The organism is Bacillus altitudinis, assembly GCF_001191605.1.
GTDB classification, from domain to species: Bacteria; Bacillota; Bacilli; order Bacillales; family Bacillaceae; genus Bacillus; species Bacillus altitudinis.
This window is the reverse complement of record NZ_CP009108.1, coordinates 3,412,267-3,426,284: the sequence shown is the minus strand read 5'-3', so window position 1 is coordinate 3,426,284 and position 14,018 is coordinate 3,412,267. Positions and strand designations below refer to the sequence as shown.

Annotated in this window: 13 protein-coding genes and 1 other annotated feature; of the genes, 12 read left to right on the top strand and 1 reads right to left on the bottom strand. The window is 42.4% G+C overall.

What is annotated here, in order from left to right; translation table 11 throughout:
- The first annotated feature begins 14 nt into the window (after positions 1–14).
- The 3 genes from dltC (at position 15) to ID12_RS17295 (ending at position 1,936) form a co-directional block, all read left to right on the top strand.
- Entirely contained in the window at positions 15–251 is a 237-nt protein-coding gene (dltC, locus tag ID12_RS17305; protein WP_003216498.1) for a D-alanine--poly(phosphoribitol) ligase subunit 2, read from the top strand.
- Positions 251–1,417 carry a D-alanyl-lipoteichoic acid biosynthesis protein DltD gene (gene dltD / locus ID12_RS17300; protein ID WP_035701787.1) on the top strand — a complete coding sequence of 389 codons (1,167 nt, stop codon included), beginning with the start codon at positions 251–253 and terminating at the stop codon, positions 1,415–1,417. The genes dltC and dltD overlap by 1 nt, the downstream gene beginning before the upstream one ends.
- 99 nt (positions 1,418–1,516) lie before the next feature.
- Complete coding sequence (locus tag ID12_RS17295) at positions 1,517–1,936, top strand: YkvA family protein (RefSeq protein ID WP_008342863.1); 420 nt, start codon at positions 1,517–1,519, stop codon at positions 1,934–1,936.
- Positions 1,937–1,967: 31 nt separating this feature from the next.
- On the opposite strand, the gene ID12_RS17290 is transcribed toward ID12_RS17295, so the two are convergent.
- Positions 1,968–3,011 (bottom strand): lactonase family protein, encoded by a 1,044-nt coding sequence (locus ID12_RS17290; RefSeq protein ID WP_035701785.1) that lies wholly within the window; start codon positions 3,009–3,011, stop codon positions 1,968–1,970.
- A 432-nt stretch (positions 3,012–3,443) separates the two neighbouring features.
- Between ID12_RS17290 and ilvE the strand changes: the two genes are divergently transcribed.
- From ilvE to ddcA, 9 genes are all read left to right on the top strand, one after another.
- On the top strand, positions 3,444–4,358 hold the full coding sequence (gene ilvE, locus ID12_RS17285) for a branched-chain-amino-acid transaminase (RefSeq protein WP_008342856.1): 915 nt from the start codon (positions 3,444–3,446) through the stop codon (positions 4,356–4,358).
- Positions 4,359–4,366: 8 nt separating this feature from the next.
- Positions 4,367–4,614 (top strand) — a binding site (T-box leader).
- A gap of 122 nt (positions 4,615–4,736) precedes the next feature.
- Positions 4,737–6,461 carry an acetolactate synthase large subunit gene (ilvB, locus tag ID12_RS17280; RefSeq protein ID WP_050827528.1) on the top strand — a complete coding sequence of 575 codons (1,725 nt, stop codon included), beginning with the start codon at positions 4,737–4,739 and terminating at the stop codon, positions 6,459–6,461.
- Positions 6,458–6,976 carry an acetolactate synthase small subunit gene (gene ilvN, locus ID12_RS17275; protein ID WP_007501584.1) on the top strand — a complete coding sequence of 173 codons (519 nt, stop codon included), beginning with the start codon at positions 6,458–6,460 and terminating at the stop codon, positions 6,974–6,976. The genes ilvB and ilvN overlap by 4 nt, the downstream gene beginning before the upstream one ends.
- A gap of 18 nt (positions 6,977–6,994) precedes the next feature.
- Positions 6,995–8,023, top strand: a complete 1,029-nt coding sequence (gene ilvC, locus ID12_RS17270) for a ketol-acid reductoisomerase (RefSeq protein ID WP_007501581.1) — start codon at positions 6,995–6,997, stop codon at positions 8,021–8,023.
- Complete coding sequence (locus ID12_RS17265) at positions 8,010–9,563, top strand: 2-isopropylmalate synthase (protein ID WP_008342850.1); 1,554 nt, start codon at positions 8,010–8,012, stop codon at positions 9,561–9,563. Before ilvC ends, ID12_RS17265 begins: the two co-directional genes overlap by 14 nt.
- Before the next feature lie 18 nt (positions 9,564–9,581).
- Positions 9,582–10,679 carry a 3-isopropylmalate dehydrogenase gene (gene leuB / locus ID12_RS17260; protein WP_019744119.1) on the top strand — a complete coding sequence of 366 codons (1,098 nt, stop codon included), beginning with the start codon at positions 9,582–9,584 and terminating at the stop codon, positions 10,677–10,679.
- 41 nt (positions 10,680–10,720) lie between these two features.
- The gene (gene leuC, locus ID12_RS17255) at positions 10,721–12,136 is read left to right on the top strand and encodes a 3-isopropylmalate dehydratase large subunit (RefSeq protein ID WP_007501575.1); all 1,416 of its coding nucleotides are present in this window, start codon (positions 10,721–10,723) and stop codon (positions 12,134–12,136) included.
- Between the two features lie 15 nt (positions 12,137–12,151).
- Positions 12,152–12,751, top strand: a complete 600-nt coding sequence (leuD, locus tag ID12_RS17250) for a 3-isopropylmalate dehydratase small subunit (RefSeq protein ID WP_008342843.1) — start codon at positions 12,152–12,154, stop codon at positions 12,749–12,751.
- Between the two features lie 123 nt (positions 12,752–12,874).
- Positions 12,875–13,882 (top strand): DNA damage checkpoint antagonist DdcA, encoded by a 1,008-nt coding sequence (gene ddcA, locus ID12_RS17245; RefSeq protein ID WP_019744120.1) that lies wholly within the window; start codon positions 12,875–12,877, stop codon positions 13,880–13,882.
- Positions 13,883–14,018: the final 136 nt, after the last annotated feature.

Here is a 14,018-nt window from a genome sequence, read left to right as displayed (position 1 = left end):
GGGAGTAGAAAATTATGGAATTTAAAAATCAAGTATACGGTATTATTGCAGAGGTTTGTCAGGACGACGTTGTGAAAGAAAATCCAGAGATTGCAATTTTTGACGAAGGTCTTTTAGATTCATTTGGTACAGTAGAACTACTTATGGCAATTGAAAGTCAACTTGGAATTACTGTTCCGATTACAGAGTTTGATCGTGATGTGTGGGATACACCGAATCACATTGCTGAGCAGCTGGCAGAGATGAAGTAATGAAAAAGCGTTTTTTTGGGCCGCTTATTTTAGCGGCTGTTCTATTCATTGGTGTTCTTCTTGTACCAAATACATGGCTCTCACATCTGATCCCAAAAGACAAATTACAAAAGTCAGCCACAGAATTAGATCCAGGGATGTTCCAAGGGCTTTATTTACAAGATGAAATGCTAAAAGATCCAACTTATTTGCCGATCTATGGATCTTCTGAACTCTCACGTTTTGATCCATATCACCCTTCGAATGTCTTTCATGAAAATCCTCAAGGGTTTACACCTTATCTTGTTGGAAAAGGTGGATCGCAATCATTAATTCATGCCATGAACTTTGCAGCGCATATGGATGAATTAAAAGGGAAAAAGCTTGTGTTTATCGTGTCCCCGCAGTGGTTTGTCAAATGGGGATCAGACGAGAATCACTTTGCTCCTAACTATTCAGCGCTTCAGGCGCTTGATCTCGCTTATAATAAAGAAATTGATCCAGCTGTTAAAAAAGAGCTCATCAAAAGAATCATGAAGTTTAAGGCAGTAAAGAACGACATGGTCATCACAGAGCTTTTTAAAGCAGAGCTTTCTGGGAACAAATTCGCCTATGGCGCGATTTCTCCTATTGCAAAAATGTATTATGGCATGCTTCAAAAGAAAGACATGTACTATACGATCGGGTCTGGGCATGAGCGCAAGCTTCGTCCGTCTCCTTCAGTGAAAGGGAAAACATGGACTGAGCTTGAAAAAGAAGCGAGCGTCTTAGGATCTGAAAAAGCAGGGGACAACCCGTTTTATATTGATCAGAGACTGTTTGACCGCAAGCTGAAGCCGATCATGAAAAAGATGAAGGATTCTCGTCGCGACAATTCTTATGCAGAATCACCTGAATATAAAGATTTCCAGATCATGCTGGATATTTTAAAACAGGCAGGGGCGAAGCCTTTATTTGTGACGATTCCCGTCAACGGAAAATGGTATGATTACACTGGTTTTCCGAAAGAGGGACGTACAGATTATTATCAAAAAATCAATCGTCAAATTCGAGATAATGGGTATGAAGTCGCAGATTTGACTTCGCATGAGTATGACCCATATTTCTTTAAGGATACGATTCATGTGTCGTATAAAGGATGGGTATACATCGATAAGGCGATCGAAAAGTTTTACAAAGAGCAGTAGATTGCAGCAGCTTTCTGCTGCTTTTTGTTTGTTTGTCGAATGAGTGGATTTCTTGTATAAATAAAGTGGAAGGGCTATGCTGAATATGGAGGCGATACGATGAATCGTTCTGAGAAAAAAGAACTATTAAAGCGTTCAAAGAAGCATTTTAATGATCATGCCTTTTGGGAAAAGTTAAAAAAGACGGCACAAAAAGCTGGAGTTTCTCTTGTCTATGCTGTGTTATTACTTTATTATACATTGCAAAAACCCGAAGTACCGGTTAAAGCGAAAACCCTCATCATTGGGGCGCTAGGGTACTTTATCCTTCCGATTGATCTGATCCCTGATACATTGGTGGGGATCGGCTACACAGATGATCTAGGCGCCATCACATTTGCTCTGCTTCAAGTGGCAATGTACATTGATGACGATGTCAAAGGAAAAGCGAAAGACAGGCTGGGAAAATGGTTCGGTGAAAAAAGCGATACGTCTTTCATTGATCAAAAGCTTGAAGATGGCGGTATGCCGTCTGCTTAAAGAAAAGCCTCCTAAACGGAGGCTTTTTTCATTATCCTAAAAATTTCACGCAAACCGGATGCGGAACGGTGATGTCTGATTGTAAGACAGTGAGTCGACCGGTTTCTTTGTCACGTTTGTATAACACAAGGTTGCTAGATTCTTGGTTTGAACCAACGAGAAATTCTTCTGTTGGATCAAGGACAAAGTCTCTAGGCCAATTTCCTTCAGATGAAGTAATTTCAACGAGGCTTAGTTTGCCGTCATGATCTGCTTTGAAAATGGCAATGCTGTCATGTCCACGATTTCCTGCATACACAAATTGACCGTCAGAAGACACATGAATGGCGCTGCCTTGATTATTCTCTGTGAAGTCATTAGGAATGGTTGCGATCGTTTGGATCTCTTCGAAATGACCATCTTCAAAGTAACGAAGTACAATGACCTCTGAGCTGAGCTCTGTCATGACATATGCCACAGGTTTCGTTGGGTGGAATGTGATATGACGAGGGCCGCTGCCTGGTTTTGTTTCAAATGTATGGGCAAGCTCAAGTTTGCCGTTTTCTTTCTTATACGTATAAATACCGTCTGTGCCAAGGTCAACAGCCACTGCAAATTGTTCATCAGGTGTCAAACCCATAAAGTGAGTGTGCGGTTTTTCTTGACGGTCTTCGTTTGGTCCAGTGCCTTCATGCTGCGCCTGTGACAGCGTGCGGATCACTGAGCCGTTTTCAGCATCAATTTCATACATCTCTGCTGTTCCTTTATGATAGTTTGCTGTAAACGCCGTTTTCGTTTGGCTGTCCACGCTGACGTGACAAGGAGAAGCCCCATCGGCAAGCTCTTGGTTGATGAAACGAAGTGCGCCGGTGTCGGCATCAATTTGATACGCAGCAAGACCGCCCTGTGCTCCTTCTTTCACAACAGCATACACAAACTTTTGAGAATCTGAGACAGTTAAATATGTAGGATTTTCAAGTTCTGCAGCCACTTCTACTTGTTCAATCTGCTGCTTGTCCGTATTTAAAGTAAAAGAATAGATTCCTTCGCTGTCTCCTTTTGTATACGTTCCGATATAACCTCTGATGTTAGCCATGTATTGCCCTCCTTCTATTAGATGCTCTCATTCTATCACAAATTCATAGGAAAACGCTTTAGAAAGGCATGCTGAAGGAAAAAACAAACGCAATGAAATCTCACAATATTCTTCAAAAACCGTGTGAAAAAATATCACAAAAGCTTGTTCAAAAGAAAACCGTTCATGTAGAGTAAATAAATTGAAGAAAAAATACAAAAAATTTTAAGTTTTTTCATTCCTTGTCTAGCAAAGGTGTAAGCGTATACATTTTATTTTGATTAGTCTAAATTGTCTAATAATTTTAAAAATGCTGTTGACACTGTATGGAAAGCGGCGTAAGATGGGTTCAACAAAAGCAAACAGACACGCAGAGTAAGCGTGAGACACTTCAATATAAAGTGTCTGAAAATTCAACTACTTTTTGTTTGAAAGAGAGGGTGCTCACTGAAGATGGAAGACCAAAAGGAACAGTGGATCTTTTTAAACGATGAACTCGTGAAAAAAGAGGATGCGAAAATTTCAGTTTATGATCATGGCTTCTTATATGGTGACGGTGTGTTCGAAGGAATACGTGTATATAACGGAAATATCTTTCGAATGAAAGAACACTTAGATCGCCTGTATGATTCCGCTAGATCCATTATGCTGAACATTCCATATTCACTTGAGGAGCTCACTGAAAAAATGATTCATACAGTTGAAAGGAACGGCCTAAAAGATGCCTATATCCGCCTTGTTGTCTCAAGAGGAGCCGGTGATCTTGGCTTAGATCCAAACAACTGCGGGAGAGCCAACACAGTGATCATTGTAGAACCGCTGGCCATCTTTCCAAAGCACCTATATGAAACAGGTATTGATATTGTGACAGTACCGACAAGGCGAAATCGTCCTGACGTATTGAGTCCGAAAGTGAAATCATTAAACTATTTGAATAACATTCTTGTCCGAATTGAAGCCCATATGGCCGGTGTCAGTGAAGCGCTCATGCTGAACGATCAAGGGTATGTGGCTGAAGGTTCAGCGGACAACGTGTTTATTTATAAAAAAGGCAAGCTTTATACACCGCCAGGTTATATCGGCGCACTTGAAGGCATCACAAGAAATGCCATCATGGAAATCGCAGAAGACTTAGGCTACGAAGTGAAAGAAGAACCTTTCACAAGGCATGATGTGTATACAGCTGAAGAAGTCTTCCTGACAGGAACCGCTGCCGAAGTCATCGCTGTTGTAAAAGTTGACGGCCGTATCATTGGCGAAGGAAAACCAGGGTTCCACACAAACAAACTTCTTGAACAATTCCGCAAGCGAGTCGTTGAAGAAGGAGAAAAAGTAGTCTTTACCGATGAAAACATTCACGCAAGCTAAATAGATATCGATAAACGTTGAAGAGGACTAGTAGCTTTAGAGTCAGTATCTACAGAGAGCCGGTGCTAGCTGGAAACCGGTGTTACTTTCTAAAGTGAACTCACCTCTGAGTGTCTGCTTGAAATGATAGTAGGGCAGACCGAGTGACATTGCATCACTCGTTACCAAAATGGATGAAAGATGTCCATGAGACGGCAGCATGATTTGCCGTGAACAAGGGTGGTACCGCGAAAAACAAAGCTTTTTCGCCCCTTTGACCTAGTGAAAAGTAGTGTCATTGTGGGGTGAGAAGGCTTTTTTATATGGTCTCATATCTCTATCTTGAATGGAAAAGGGTGAAAGAACTTGACTGAAGCAAGACAAAGAGGAGGAAATCAAATGGGGACAAATGTACAAATGGAGACGGAAAAATCAAATGCACCACAAACGATGAACGGTGCACTCATGTTAATTGAAGCACTCAAAAGAGAAAAAGTAGAAGTCATTTTTGGTTATCCTGGCGGAGCCGTTTTACCGATCTACGATAAAATTTACGATTCTGGTTTATTTCATGTCCTGCCAAGACATGAGCAAGGAGCGATTCACGCAGCGGAGGGATACGCCAGAGTATCTGGTAAACCAGGCGTTGTCATTGCCACATCAGGACCGGGGGCAACAAACCTAGTCACTGGAATTGCAGATGCGATGATTGATTCACTACCTATGGTTATCTTTACTGGACAGGTGGCAACCTCAGTCATTGGATCAGATGCTTTTCAAGAAGCAGATGTACTTGGTATCACAATGCCAATCACAAAACACAGCTATCAAGTGAGACGTCCAGAAGAGTTACCGGGTGTCATTAAAGAGGCATTTCACATCGCAACAACCGGCAGACCTGGTCCAGTCTTGATTGATATTCCAAAAGATGTCGCTGGCATTGAAGGGACATTTGAATACGATCAGCCAATCGATTTGCCAGGTTATCAGCCGAAAATTGAGCCGAATTATTTGCAAATTCGCAAGTTAGTAGAAGCTGTAAGCAGAGCAAAGAAACCAGTTATTCTTGCAGGAGCTGGCGTTCTTCACGGCAAAGCGTCGGAAGAATTAAGGCAATATGTAGAGCAGCAACAAATCCCTGTCGCTCATACATTGCTTGGACTTGGCGGATTCCCAGCAAAGCATGCTCTTTTCCTAGGAATGGCGGGTATGCACGGCACATATGCAGCGAACATGGCACTACATCAATGTGACTTACTCATTTCAATCGGAGCGAGATTTGATGACAGGGTAACCGGCAACCTCAATCATTTTGCAAAGCATGCGAAGGTGGCTCACATTGACATCGACCCAGCGGAAATTGGTAAAAACATTCACACCCATATCCCAGTTGTTGGTGACAGTAAGCTAGTGCTTCAAGAACTGATCAAGCAGGACGGGAAACAAGGTGAATCAGACGAGTGGAAGAGCCAGCTAAATCAGTGGAAGGAAGAATATCCACTCTGGTATGTCGAAAACGAAGCTGAAGGCTTTAAGCCTCAAAAGCTGATCGAATACATTCATCAATTTACAAAAGGTGAAGCCATTGTGGCAACCGATGTTGGGCAGCATCAAATGTGGGCTGCACAGTTCTATCCATTTGAAAATGCCGATAAATGGGTGACATCTGGTGGGCTTGGCACAATGGGATTTGGTTTACCGGCAGCGATTGGCGCGCAGCTAGCTGATCAAGAGGCAACGGTTGTGGCGATTTTAGGAGACGGAGGTTTCCAAATGACCCTGCAAGAACTTGCCGTTATCCGTGAGCTGAACCTTCCGGTGAAAGTGATTGTTCTCAATAATCACAGTCTTGGAATGGTAAGACAATGGCAAGAAATTTTTTACGAAGAACGCTACTCACATTCTAAATTTTCAGAGCAGCCAGACTTCGTGAAATTATCTGAAGCTTATGGCATTAAAGGGATCAGAATCTCATCAGACGAAGAGGCGCAAGAAAAACTCGAAGAAGCCTTAACCTCTAGAGAGCCTGTTTTCATCGATGTCAATGTAGCGAGAGATGAAAAAGTATTCCCGATGGTAGCACCGGGGAAAGGACTTCATGAGATGGTGGGGGTGAAACCTTGAAAAGAATTATTGTGTTGACTGTATTAAATCGATCAGGCGTACTGAACAGAATCACAGGCCTCTTTACCAAAAGACACTACAACATTGAAAGCATTACGGTCGGCCATTCTGAGATTCAAGATGTATCACGCATCACGTTCGTCGTCCATGTAGACCAAGAGAAAGACATCGAACAGCTGACAAAACAGCTGAACAAACAAATCGATGTTCTGAAAGTAACAGACATTACAAACCAATCAATCGTTCAGCGAGAGCTGGCTTTGATAAAAGTCGTATCTGCACCAGCATCTAGAATGGAGATCACGGGGGTCATTGAACCTTTTAGAGCTTCTATTGTAGATGTGAGCAGAGAGAGTGTCGTCATTCAGGTGACAGGTGAGTCTTCAAAAATTGAAGCACTCATTGAATTACTTAAGCCATACGGCATTAAAGAAGTCGCCAGAACTGGCACCACGGCCTTTGCGAGAGATAATCAGCAAAAGCCGCAAACAAATAAAACAATTTCAATTGTCTAAACAAAAGGAGAGAGTCAAATGGTAAAAGTATATTATAACGGTGATATTCAAGAAAACGTATTAAACGGTCAAAAGGTAGCCATCATTGGTTACGGATCACAAGGTCATGCACATGCATTGAACTTAAAAGAGAGCGGCGTAGATGTGATTGTCGGTGTGAGAAAAGGCGGATCTTATACAAAAGCACAAGAAGACGGTCATCAAGTATTCACAGTAAAAGAAGCAGCAGCACAAGCAGATGTCGTCATGGTATTACTTCCTGACGAACAGCAAAAGAAAGTATATGATGAAGAAATCAAAGATCAATTAGAAGCTGGCAACTCTCTTGTATTCGCACACGGATTCAACGTTCACTTCCATCAAATTGTTCCTCCAAGTGACGTTGATGTGTATCTTGTGGCTCCAAAAGGTCCAGGACATCTTGTCAGAAGAACATATGAGCAAGGCGCTGGTGTACCTGCACTATTTGCTATCTACCAGGATGTATCAGGTCAAGCGAAAGACAAAGCACTTGCTTATGCAAAAGCGATTGGCGGAGCAAGAGCGGGCGTTCTCGAAACAACATTTAAAGAAGAGACGGAAACGGATCTATTCGGTGAGCAGGCAGTTCTTTGTGGAGGTCTTACTTCATTAGTAAAAGCAGGTTTTGAAACATTAACAGAAGCTGGTTATCAGCCAGAGCTTGCATACTTCGAGTGTCTGCATGAACTGAAATTGATCGTTGACCTTATGTATGAAGAAGGATTAGAAGGTATGAGATATTCAATCTCTGATACAGCGCAGTGGGGTGACTTCGTATCAGGACCACGCGTTGTGGATGCAAAAGTAAAAGAATCAATGAAAGCAGTTTTGACTGACATCCAAAACGGAACATTCGCAAAAGAATGGATTGTTGAAAACCAAGTGAATCGTCCACGTTTCAATGCGATCAATGCAAATGAAAATGAGCACCAAATTGAAATCGTCGGAAGAAAGCTTCGTGAAATGATGCCTTTCGTTAAACAAGGAAAGAAAAAGGAAGCGGTGAGCGTCGGTGCGAAAAATTAATTTTTTTGACACAACACTTCGAGATGGAGAGCAATCACCAGGAGTGAACTTAAATGCACAAGAAAAGCTAATCATTGCTAAGCAGCTTGAGCGCCTTGGGGTTAATATCATTGAAGCGGGTTTTCCCGCTTCATCCCGAGGGGATTTCTTAGGCGTACAAGAAATTGCAAGAACGATTAAGAACTGTTCAGTTGCAGGACTTGCACGATGTGTGAAAGGTGACATTGATGCTGCATGGGACGCATTAAAAGATGGAGCTCAACCAAGAATACACGTCTTTATTGCGACTTCTGACATTCACCTCAAGCATAAACTAAAGAAAACACGTGAAGAAGTGGTTGAACAAGCTGTTTCAATGGTGAAATACGCGAAAGAGCGCTTCCCAGTTGTTCAGTGGTCAGCAGAAGATGCATGCCGAACAGATCTTTCTTTCCTAGCAGAAATTGTAGAAAAAGTGATCGACGCAGGCGCAAGTGTCATTAACTTGCCTGACACTGTTGGATACCTAGCACCAAAAGAGTACGGAAATATCTTTAAATATATGAAGGAACACGTTCCAAATATCGATCAAGTCATCTTGTCAGCACACTGTCATGATGATTTAGGAATGGCTGTAGCGAACTCACTTGCTGCCATTGAAAATGGAGCAGATCAAATTGAAACAGCTGTCAACGGTATTGGAGAGCGCGCAGGAAATGCTGCTTTAGAAGAAATTGCAGTTGCCCTTCATATTCGCAAAGACTTTTACCAAGTCGAATCAACCATTCAGTTGAATGAAATTAAGCGCACAAGTGATGTAGTGAGCAAATACTCAGGTATGATTGTACCGCGTAATAAAGCAGTCGTTGGAAACAATGCATTTGCCCATGAATCAGGTATTCACCAAGATGGATTCCTCAAAGAAAAAACAACCTATGAAATTATCTCTCCAGAGCTTGTAGGCGTCACAACAGATGTGCTTGTCCTTGGTAAACACTCCGGAAGACACGCGTTTAAAGACCGCTTAAAAACACTCGGCTTTAAATTGACTGAAGAAGAGATCAATAAGTTCTTCGAAACTTTTAAGAACTTAACAGAGAAGAAGAAAGAAATCACAGATGATGATTTGATCTCTATTATATTAGAAGAAAAAGTAGCAGACCGTAAAATCGGCTATGAATTTGAAAGTCTTCAAGTTCACTATGGGACAGAGCAAATGCCGACAGCAACAGTCTCTCTTAAAAATCAAGAAACGCAGGAAGTCATTCAAGAAGCAGCTACAGGTGCAGGCAGTGTAGAAGCTGTGTACAACACGCTTGAGCGCTGTATGGAGGAAAGAATTCATTTGCTAGATTATCGTATTCAATCCAATGGAAAAGGCAGAGACGCACTAGCGGAAGTATATGTCACTGTTTCAATAGAAGGAAAAGAAACAGCAGGACGCGGTGTAGCGCAAGATGTGCTGGAAGCATCGGCTAAAGCTTACGTCAATGCAGTGAATAGACATTTAATCTTTAAATCAAACCTAATAGAAATTGAGAAACATCACGCCATCTCATAAGAAAGGAGGAAGGGACTCATGAAAAAGAAAATTGCACTTTTGCCCGGCGATGGAATCGGACCGGAAGTCGTCACATCAGCCGTCGCTGTTCTGAAAGAGACAGCGGATCAATTTCAACACGAATTTGAATTCGAAACAGCTCTCATTGGCGGTATAGCGATAGATGAAAAAAACAATCCGCTCCCTAAAGAAACAGTAGAAGTGTGCAAAAGCGCAGATGCGATTTTATTAGGAGCCGTTGGCGGACCAAAGTGGGATCAAAACCCACCAGAGCTTCGCCCAGAAAAAGGCTTGCTCTCCATTCGCAAGCAGCTGGACTTATTTGCGAACATCCGCCCTGTCAAAGTATTTGATAGCTTGAGTGAGGCTTCACCGTTAAAACAAGATCACATTAGCGGAGTAGATTTTGTCATCGTTCGTGAATTAACTGGAGGCCTCTACTTTGGCGAACCAAGTGAGCGCTACACGGATGATGAAGGAAAAGAAGCTGCGGTTGATACACTTCTTTATACAAAGGAAGAGATTGTTCGTGTATTAAAAGAAGCGTTCGACATGGCGTTAACGAGACGGAAAAAAGTAACGTCTGTGGATAAAGCGAATGTTCTCGCTTCGAGTAAATTATGGCGGGATGCGGTAGAAGAAGTTGCATCACAATATCCAGATGTCGCATATGAGCACATGCTCGTCGATAATGCCGCGATGCAACTTATTTATAAGCCCGCTCAATTTGATGTCATCGTGACAGAGAATATGTTTGGTGACATTTTAAGTGACGAAGCATCTATGATTACTGGCTCACTCGGCATGCTGCCATCTGCTAGTTTATCAAGCACCGGCCTTCATTTATATGAGCCGATTCATGGTTCAGCACCCGATATTGCGGGGCAAAATGTCGCAAACCCTCTGGCTACTATATTGTCAGCAGCCAGCTTGCTTAGAACATCCTTTGCTCTAGAAGAAGAAGCGGCTGCAATTGAAGCAGCTGTGGAAGCCGTTCTTGCCTCTGGCAAACGAACAAAGGACCTAGCATCAAAAGAGGGAACGTATGAAACGACTGATGATATCACGAAAGCCGTTGTAGATGCACTCAAACAACGTACGAAATCAATTGTATAAATAGAAATCTTGTTGAATTAGGTAGAGGGAGGAAAAGGGTTATGCCTCGAACAATCATCGAAAAAATATGGGATCAGCATGTTGTCAAAAATGGCGAGGGAAAACCAGACCTTTTATATATTGATCTGCACTTGGTGCATGAGGTGACGTCACCTCAAGCATTTGAAGGATTAAGACAAAAAGGGCGCAAGGTGCGAAGACCACAAAACACATTTGCGACGATGGATCACAACATTCCGACTGTGAATCGATTTGTGATCAAAGATGAGATTGCGAAGAAGCAAGTCAGTGCTCTAGAGCGCAACTGTGCTGAATTCGGGGTCCGTCTAGCTGACCTTCACAGTGTAGACCAAGGAATCGTTCATGTCGTTGGACCAGAGCTTGGTTTAACACTTCCGGGGAAAACAATCGTGTGTGGAGATAGTCATACATCTACTCATGGCGCATTTGGTGCACTTGCCTTTGGGATTGGCACAAGTGAGGTTGAGCATGTGCTTTCCACACAAACACTTTGGCAGCAGCGTCCGAAGACACTAGAAATTAGAGTAGACGGAACGCTTCAAAAAGGGGTAACAGCCAAAGATGTCATTTTAGCAGTCATTGGCGCACATGGCGTGAAGTTTGGTTCAGGTTATGTCATTGAATACACTGGGGAAGTATTCAGAAACATGTCAATGGATGAGCGGATGACCGTTTGTAATATGTCAATTGAAGCAGGCGCAAGAGCAGGGTTGATCGCACCTGATGAAGTGACCTTTGAATATTGCCGCGGACGCAAATACGCACCGCAGGGTGAAGATTTCGAAGCAGCGATAAAAGAATGGAAAGAACTAAGAACAGATCCGGGTGCGACCTATGATAAAACCATTGTTTTAGATGGAAATCATATTTCACCAATGGTCACGTGGGGAATTAACCCAGGAATGGTGCTCCCTGTGGATGCAGCAATTCCAGGACCTGAAGATTTTGCACAAGAAGATGATCAAAAAGAAGCAAAGCGTGCTTATGAATACATGGGGGTTCACCCGCATCAGCGTATTGAAGATATTACGATTGAGCATGTGTTTATTGGCTCATGTACGAACTCAAGAATGACTGATTTACGCCAAGCCGCTTCTATGATTGAAGGCCAAAAAGTAGCCGATCATGTCAGAGCGATTGTGGTTCCTGGCTCACAAAGTGTCAAACTTCAAGCAGAAGAAGAAGGTCTTCATGAAATTTTCCTAGAAGCAGGATTTGAATGGAGAGAATCTGGCTGTAGTATGTGCCTCAGCATGAATAACGATGTGGTGCCAGAAGGTGAACGCTGTGCATCTACATCAAACCGTAACTTTGAGGGACGTCAAGGGAAGGGTGCAAGAACGCATCTTGTCAGCCCGGCAATGGCTGCAATGGCTGCCATACATGGCCGATTTGTCGATGTCAGGAAGTTTAATCAAGAGAAAACAGTCGTGTAAGGAGTTGTGTCATAGATGGAGCCTTTAGTCACTCATAAAGGAAAAGCCGCTGTGCTTAACCGTATTAATGTAGATACAGATCAAATCATTCCGAAACAGTTTTTGAAAAGAATCGAACGAACAGGATATGGCCGATTTGCCTTTTTTGACTGGCGATATTTAGCAGATGGCAGTCCGAATCCAGATTTTGAACTCAATCAGCCGATTTATGAAGGAGCCTCTATTTTGATCGCAGGCGAAAACTTTGGCTGCGGATCATCAAGGGAACATGCGCCTTGGGCACTTGATGATTATGGCTTCAAAATTGTCATTGCCCCATCTTTCGCCGATATTTTTCATCAAAACTGTTTTAAAAACGGGATGCTTCCGATCCGCCTTGATTATGATGTGTGGAAAACGTTTGCTGCATCATATGAAAACAAAGGATATGAAATGACAGTTGATCTGGAAAAACAACAGATTCAAGACCATGAAGGGAATGTTACTCCTTTCGATGTAGATCCACACTGGAGAGAAATGCTCCTGAATGGCTATGATGAGATTTCATTAACATTGTTACTAGAAGATGAGATTCAGGCATTTGAAGAGAAACGTAGCAGCTGGCTGCGTGCATAAACAACGAGAAGCCGTCCCCGTGGTGTGACGGCTTCTTTTTTGCATGAAAACCTCTCGTTACTTGTGTTTACTAACCTTCGTTGGTAAACTGATAAAAAATATGCGCCCGAAAGGAACGTAAGCATGAAACATGACAAGAAGAAAGATAATGTCATTTTGTTTCCTGGTCTGAAAGAAAGACTGATTGAAAAAGGAATGGCAGCATTAAAAGATAAACAGTATCAAGAGGCGCTTCACTTATTTTCAGAAGCGAAATCGTATGATGACGATGAAGAATCCGATATTCATCTCGGTATGGCGATTTGTTTTCTAGAGCTTGGTGAGCTGCAGGATGCAAAGCGAGTATGTGAAAAGATGCTACATGAAGGATATGGACACTATTTCACTGTGCTTCAAGTGTATATGACCATCTTAATTCAGCTGAAAGAGTACGAGGAAGTCAAACAAACAATTGAGGCTGTCCTTGAAGAAAATCACCTTCCAGCAGAAAGCGCGGAGCATTTTTATAAACTGCTTGAATTTAGCAGAAAGATGATTGAATCACCAGAAGAGATTTTAGACGAAGACGAGGAAGGCAGCGGAGAAATCAATATAGATGATATGCTCGAGCGGCCAGAAGAGCAGGTGCAGTTCATCCATTCGCTGAAAGACCGAAACATCACGCCGCATATGGGTCTATTAAATACGATCCTACAAAAGCCTGATGGAAACCCTTTGGTCAAATCATTGATCCTGCAACTTCTGTCAGATCATGATGTGGCAAAGCCGGTTCATGTGACGAAGTTCGGTGATTCTTTAACGCTTGTTCCTTCTGAGGCTGTCAAGCCAGAGCAAATGCCACTGCTTCAGCAAGTCCTTCGAAAGCTTGATGACACTCTCGGCAATGAGAACCCAACCCTTTACCAAGGGGTTGAAGAGTTATGGCGCCGGCACTTATTTGTGCTATATCCATTTCTTCCTAAATATACGGATCCGAATCTTTGGGCTGCGGCACTTCATAAAGTCGGCTATGAAATGCATGGAATCGAGATTGACCTCGAAGAATTGCATTTATTGTATGATTTTAACGAACGAGAGCTGAGAGAAGCTTGTACAATGCTGAAAGATATTGAAGAAATTTCTTATTTGTAATTTGTCGATTTAGTTGAAAGACGGACTTGTTATGTTATAATATAATGGTTGTATTTGTGCATATATCGTGCGGTTGTAAGATTCCAACGGTTGAAAGACGTTATGTATAATCAAGTCAAATGTTGTATACATAAGA

What these genes read in the sequence shown, in the direction of transcription:
- dltC (WP_003216498.1), top strand. Translation starts at nt 15, where the DNA reads ATGGAATTTAAAAATCAAGTATACGGTATTATTGCAGAGGTTTGTCAG.
- leuB (WP_019744119.1), top strand. Translation starts at nt 9,582, where the DNA reads ATGAAAAAGAAAATTGCACTTTTGCCCGGCGATGGAATCGGACCGGAA.
- dltD (WP_035701787.1), top strand. Translation starts at nt 251, where the DNA reads ATGAAAAAGCGTTTTTTTGGGCCGCTTATTTTAGCGGCTGTTCTATTC.
- ID12_RS17295 (WP_008342863.1), top strand. Translation starts at nt 1,517, where the DNA reads ATGAATCGTTCTGAGAAAAAAGAACTATTAAAGCGTTCAAAGAAGCAT.
- ilvC (WP_007501581.1), top strand. Translation starts at nt 6,995, where the DNA reads ATGGTAAAAGTATATTATAACGGTGATATTCAAGAAAACGTATTAAAC.
- ilvB (WP_050827528.1), top strand. Translation starts at nt 4,737, where the DNA reads ATGGGGACAAATGTACAAATGGAGACGGAAAAATCAAATGCACCACAA.
- ddcA (WP_019744120.1), top strand. Translation starts at nt 12,875, where the DNA reads ATGAAACATGACAAGAAGAAAGATAATGTCATTTTGTTTCCTGGTCTG.
- leuC (WP_007501575.1), top strand. Translation starts at nt 10,721, where the DNA reads ATGCCTCGAACAATCATCGAAAAAATATGGGATCAGCATGTTGTCAAA.
- ilvE (WP_008342856.1), top strand. Translation starts at nt 3,444, where the DNA reads ATGGAAGACCAAAAGGAACAGTGGATCTTTTTAAACGATGAACTCGTG.
- ID12_RS17290 (WP_035701785.1), bottom strand. Translation starts at nt 3,011, where the DNA reads ATGGCTAACATCAGAGGTTATATCGGAACGTATACAAAAGGAGACAGC.
- leuD (WP_008342843.1), top strand. Translation starts at nt 12,152, where the DNA reads ATGGAGCCTTTAGTCACTCATAAAGGAAAAGCCGCTGTGCTTAACCGT.